This window comes from Agromyces binzhouensis, assembly GCF_004135055.1.
Taxonomy (GTDB): domain Bacteria; phylum Actinomycetota; class Actinomycetes; order Actinomycetales; family Microbacteriaceae; genus Agromyces; species Agromyces binzhouensis.
The window spans coordinates 1-4446 of sequence record NZ_SDPL01000258.1 but is presented as its reverse complement, the minus strand read 5'-3'; the positions used below and the strand labels follow the sequence as shown (position 1 = coordinate 4446).

The 4446-nt window shown below is 70.6% G+C and carries 4 protein-coding genes; all 4 read right to left on the bottom strand.

From position 1 onward, the window contains the following. The coding region (gene alaS / locus ESO86_RS12040) for an alanine--tRNA ligase (protein WP_129235248.1) at nt 1–2498 on the bottom strand (2498 nt) is incomplete at its 3' end. A 66-nt stretch (nt 2499–2564) separates the two neighbouring features. After that, on the bottom strand, nt 2565–2747 hold the full coding sequence (locus tag ESO86_RS12035) for a hypothetical protein (protein WP_242492341.1): 183 nt from the start codon (nt 2745–2747) through the stop codon (nt 2565–2567). Nucleotides 2748–2894: 147 nt separating this feature from the next. Further along, nucleotides 2895–3518, bottom strand: coding sequence for a 30S ribosomal protein S4 (rpsD, locus tag ESO86_RS12030; RefSeq protein ID WP_129235246.1), 624 nt, complete (start codon nt 3516–3518; stop codon nt 2895–2897). Between the two features lie 184 nt (nt 3519–3702). Next, the coding region (locus ESO86_RS12025) for an AAA family ATPase (protein WP_479722784.1) at nt 3703–4446 on the bottom strand (744 nt) is incomplete at its 5' end.

Here is a 4446-nt window from a genome sequence, read left to right as displayed (position 1 = left end):
GCCGCCGGCGACGTCGCCGCGATCGCGAGCGGCTTGCCGCCGACCACGCCGACGAGTGCGACGACGGATGCCGCGTCGCCGAGCCTGCCGCGCACGGCCGTCGCGAGCGAACGGAGTTCGTCACCCGATCCGAGCTCGCCCACCGACTCGGTGACGAGCAGCAGGTCGCCCACGCGCTCCGCCTTCGCGGCGAGTGCGGGCACTCGGTCGTTCAGCGCCTTCGACTCGTACGCCTGGATCTTCTTCTCGGCGGCCTTCAGGCTGGCCACGAGCTCGCCGACGCGGTCGACGAGCAGCTCCGGGCGCGTCTTCAGCGTTCCGGTCAGCTCCTGTACGAGGGCGCGCTCGGCGGCGAAGCGCTGGAACGCGTCCTTCCCGACGAGCGACTCGACGCGGCGGTTCGAGGCGCCGACCGAGGACTCGCCGACGATGTTGATCATCCCCACCTCGGCGCTGCGCGCGACGTGCGTGCCCGCGCAGAGCTCGCGGGACCACGGACCGCCGATGTCGACGACGCGGACGACGTCGCCGTACTTCTCGCCGAACAGCGCCATCGCGCCGAGTGCCTTGGCCTCGTCGATCGGCATCTCGCGCGTGACGACCTCGAGGTTCTCGCGCACGGCGCCGTTCGCGACCTCCTCGATCTCGCTGCGCGTCTCCGCCGACAACGCCTGGTTCCAGCCGTAGTCGAGGCGCAGGTAGCCCGCCTTGTTGAACGAGCCGGACTGGTGCGCCGTGGGCCCGAGCACCTGCCGGAGCGCCGCGTGGACGAGGTGCGTGCCGGAGTGCGCCTGCGTCGCCCCGCGCCGGTAGTCCTCGTCGACGATGCTCGTCGCCGGGACCCCGACGCCGACCTCGCCGGTCGTCACCGTCACCGTGTGGCTGATGAGCCCCTTGACGGGCTTCTGCACGTCGAGCACCCGGAGCTCGAAGCCGTCGCCCACGATGCGGCCCTGGTCGGGGGCCTGGCCGCCCGATTCGGCGTAGAGCGAGGTCTCCGCGAGGATCACCTCTGCGGTCTGGCCGGCGGTCGCCGCGGCGACCGGGCGCCCGTCGACCAGGATGCCGAGGACGCTGGAGTCGGTCACCAGGTCGGTGTAGCCCGTGAAGACGGTCTCGCCCCTGGCCCGGAAGTCGCTGTAGACCGAGAGGTCGGCGAGCACCTTCTTCTTCGACTTCGCATCGGCCTTCGCACGCGAACGCTGGTCGGCCATCAGCGTGTCGAACGTCGGGCGATCGACGGCGAGGCCGGCCTCCTCCGCCATCTCGAGCGTGAGCTCGATCGGGAAGCCGTAGGTGTCGTGCAGCAGGAACGCGGTGTCGCCTGCGAGGCGGTCCGCGCCATCCGCCTTCGTCTTCGCGACCGCGCCGTCGAGGATCGCGGTACCCGCGGTGAGCGTGCGGAGGAAGGTCGCCTCCTCGCCGAGCGCGAGCTGCTCGATCTGGGTGTAGCTCGTCGCCACCTCGGGGTAGGCGTCCTTCATCGCGTCACGCGACGCGGCGAACAGCTCGCGGAAGGTCGGCCCCTCGACGCCGAGCAGGCGCATCGCACGGATGCTGCGGCGGAGCAGGCGGCGGAGGATGTAGCCCCGACCCTCGTTGGAGGGCGTCACGCCGTCGCTCATGAGCATGAGCGAGGAGCGGATGTGGTCGGCGATGACGCGCATGCGCACGTCGTCCTCGTGGTCGGCCCCGTAGCGGCGACCGGAGATGCGCGCCGCGGCGTCGAGCACCGGCCGGACCTGGTCGATCTCGTACATGTTGTCGACGCCCTGCTTGATGAACGCGACGCGCTCGAGGCCCATGCCGGTGTCGATGTTCTTCTTGGGAAGTTCCTTCACGATCGTGAAGTCGATCTTCGACTTCACGTCCGCGATGAGGTACTGCATGAACACGAGGTTCCAGATCTCGACGTAGCGGTCGTCGTCGGTCGCGGGACCGCCGTCGATGCCGTACTCGGGTCCGCGATCGAAGAAGATCTCGGAACACGGACCCGCCGGCCCGGGCTGGCCGGTGTGCCAGTAGTTCGTGTCCTTGCCGAGGCCCTGGATGCGCTCGTCGGGGAGGCCCGCCACCCGCTTCCAGATCTCGCGGGCCTCGTCGTCGTCCTCGTAGACCGTGACCCACAGGTCGGCCGGGTCGAAGCCGTACCCGCCGTCGGCCTCCGACGAGGTCAGGAGCTCCCATGCTGCGGTGATCGCCCCCTCCTTGAAGTAGTCGCCGAAGGAGAAGTTGCCGTTCATCTGGAAGAACGTGCCGTGGCGAGGGGTCTTCCCGACCTCCTCGATGTCGTTCGTGCGGATGCACTTCTGCACGCTGGTGGCGCGCGGGTAGGGCGCCGGCACGACACCGGTCAGGTACGGCACGAACGGCACCATGCCGGCGACCGTGAACAGCAGCGAGGGGTCGTCCGACACGAGCGAGGCCGACGGGACGACGGTGTGGCCGCGCGCGGCGAAGAAGTCCAGCCAGCGCTGGCGGATCTCGGCAGTCTGCATGGTTCCGTTCTGGTTCGTGGGAATGGTGGAACGTCCCGCGTGCCGCGGGATGGGTGGCGGAAGGGCCTATTCGGCGTCGGCCGCGGCGCGCAGCTCGGCCTCGCGGGCGTGGTAGCCCTCGGCCACCGCGCGACCGAACGCGCGCGCCTTGGCGTCGAGTCCCTCGAAGAACTCACGGCCCTGGGCCGTGCGGTTGACCTGGTGTGCGACGGCGAATCCGGCCGCGACGCCGATGGTGAACCACAGCATGCTCTTCACGTGTCACTCCTCGATGGGCTCGTGCTCGCGCCGCGCCATGCGCACGCGTCCTCCCAGTCTAGGGCGTGACGTCGGGGCCGCGGGGAGACGACGAACGGGGCCGCGGCGAACCGCGACCCCGTTCGGGAGAACCGCCGACTAGCGGGCGGCGTAGTACTCGACGACGAGCTGGACGTCACACGTGACGGGCACCTCGGCGCGCTTCGGGCGACGCACGAGCGTGGCCTGCAGCTTGTCGAGCTCGACCTCGAGGTAGCCCGGGGTCTTGGGGAGCACGTCGACGTGGCCGCCGGCCGCCGCGACCTGGAAGGGCTCGGTGCCCTCGGAGCGCTGCTTGACGCCCACGATCTGGCCCGGCTTCACGCGGAACGACGGGCGGTCGACGATCTTGCCGTCGACGGTGATGTGGCGGTGCACGACGAACTGGCGGGCCTGCGAGATGGTGCGGGCGAAGCCGGCGCGGAGCACGAGCGCGTCGAGGCGCATCTCGAGCAGCTCGACCAGGTTCTCACCGGTCATGCCGTCGGTGCGGCGGGCCTCGTTGAACGCGATGCGGAGCTGCTTCTCGCGGATGCCGTACTGGGCGCGCAGGCGCTGCTTCTCGCGAAGGCGCACGGCGTAGTCGGAGTCCTGCTTGCGCTTGGTGCGGCCGTGCTCGCCGGGAGCGTACGGACGCTTCTCCATGTACTTGGCGGCCTTCGGGGTGAGGGCGACGCCCAGCGCACGGGAGAGGCGGGTCTTGCTTCGGGACTGGTTGGTCACGATGTCCTTTCGGAGGATTCTCAAACGGTGTGTTCCGGGCGCGCCGGGCGCCGGAAAGACGATGTTCAGAGGGGTTCGCCACGGGGCGACCGGCTACAGGTCGCATCCCTTCGCCGTGGAGACCGCGCAGCCGCACGCGAGAATCTGGCTTCAGGCCAGCGACGATCCTACCACGAGCGGCAGGTCAACGCTCACCGCGCACGATCCGACGCAGCTTGGCGAGTCGCGCGGAGACCTCGCGCTCGTTCCCGTGTTCCGTCGGCGTGTAGTAGACGGCGCCGCGGAGCGGGTCGGGCAGGTACTGCTGCGGCACGACGCCGATCGGGTCGTCGTGGGGGTACGCGTAGCCCTTGCCGTGCCCGAGCCGCTTGGCGCCGGGGTAGTGCGCATCGCGCAGGTGCTTCGGCACGCGACCCGCGCGGCCCGCTCGAACGTCGGCCAGCGCGGCATCGATCCCGAGGTAGGCGGCGTTCGACTTCGGTGCGGTCGCCAGGTGCACGACGGCCTGGGCCAGCGGGATGCGACCTTCGGGCATGCCGATGTACTGCACCGCGTCCGCCGCGGCGACCGCGACGCCGAGCGCGGTCGGGTCGGCCATGCCGATGTCCTCGGACGCGAGGACGATGATGCGACGGGCGATGAACCGAGGGTCCTCCCCGGCCTCGATCATCCGTGCGAGGTAGTGCAGGGCGGCGTCGACGTCGCTGCCGCGGACCGACTTGATGAACGCGCTGATCACGTCGTAGTGCTCGTCGCCGTCGCGGTCGTACCTGAGGAGCGCGCGGTCCACGGCCCGCGCGACCACCTCGGGCGTGATCACCGGCAGCGGCGCTCCGACCGCCTCGGCCCCGTCACCCGGGGCCCCGTCGCCGTCGGCCTCGCCGGGATCGACCCGTTCGCCGCCCTCGTCGGCGTCGCCGACCCGGTC